The organism is Streptomyces capoamus (genome assembly GCF_014654935.1).
Classification (GTDB): Bacteria; Actinomycetota; Actinomycetes; order Streptomycetales; family Streptomycetaceae; genus Streptomyces; species Streptomyces capoamus.
On the sequence record NZ_BNBF01000004.1, the window covers coordinates 371,152 to 372,185 of the forward strand.

Below are 1,034 nucleotides of genomic sequence, written 5' to 3' on the forward strand. Positions count from 1 at the left end.
ATCTCCTCGGCCTCGCCGCCCGAGTACTGGTCGGCGGTGTCGATGAGGTTGATCCCGGCGTCCAGAGCCGTGTGGATCAGCCGGGCAGCATCGTCGTGATCCGTGTTCCCCCACGCGCCCAGTCGCAGGGTACCCAGCGCAAACTTGCTGACCGATACGCCGGTGCGGCCCAGCTTCCTCTGCTGCATCACTCACTGCTCCTTGGTGTCATCTCTCCCCGCGGACGGGGCGCGAAGTTGCTACCTCTCCGACGCCATGAACCTAAGACATGCAACATCAATGTTGCAAGTAGAAGCTCTTATGGGTTTCGGATGTAGCATGTCGATGTGACGACGCACAAGCAACAAAGGGAACAGCAGGCGAAGCGGCCTCTCCGGGCCGACACCGAACGGACCGTGCAGACGATTCTGGAAGCGGCCGAACGCGTCCTGACCACTAACCCGGCGGCGACCATGGAGCAACTCGCCCGGGCCGCCGACGTCGCCCGAACCACGGTCCATCGCCGGTTCGCCACCCGTGAAGCGCTTCTGGACGAGCTAACCGGCTGGGCCGCCCGCCAGTTCGCGGACGCCGTCGACACCGCCCGCCCGGACGCCGCCCCGCCACTCGTCGCCCTCTACCAGGTCACTGCCAACGTCCTTAGTGTGAAGACCCACTGGTCGTTCGCCATGAACCGCGCGGCTGAGGACGCCCACCCCGAGGCGGCCCGCATCCACGCCGAGGTCCGGGCCACCTGCGCCCGGCTCTTCCGCCGCGCCCAAGAGGCGGGCGTGCTCCGTCCCGACATCGACCTCGACTGGACCCGGCGCGTCTACTACGCCCTCATCCACGAGGCAGCCAAGGAAGGCGCGGGAGGCGGCGACACGGATGCGCTCGCCACCCGTGTCGTGGACACGCTGCTTCGGGGCGCCGGGGCTCCGGCCGGACTCGCGGGGCAGACGGGAGTTTGAAGACCGGGCCCTAGTAGTGCTTCGTTAGGTTCTGGGCTGTCTGCGGCGGCTTCGCGGGTTGGGTAGAGGTCGTCCGCAGGTGGT

The 1,034-nt window shown here is 67.4% G+C and carries 2 protein-coding genes; one reads left to right on the forward strand and one right to left on the reverse strand.

All coding sequences use genetic code 11. The annotated features are described in order from the left end of the window. On the reverse strand, positions 1 to 188 hold a 188-nt coding region (locus IE312_RS39410; RefSeq protein WP_229899428.1), incomplete at its 3' end, for an aldo/keto reductase. Between the two features lie 138 nt (positions 189 to 326). Between IE312_RS39410 and IE312_RS09810 the strand changes: the two genes are divergently transcribed. After that, on the forward strand, positions 327 to 950 hold the full coding sequence (locus IE312_RS09810; protein ID WP_189980315.1) for a TetR/AcrR family transcriptional regulator: 624 nt from the start codon (positions 327 to 329) through the stop codon (positions 948 to 950). The last annotated feature ends 84 nt before the right edge of the window (positions 951 to 1,034 follow it).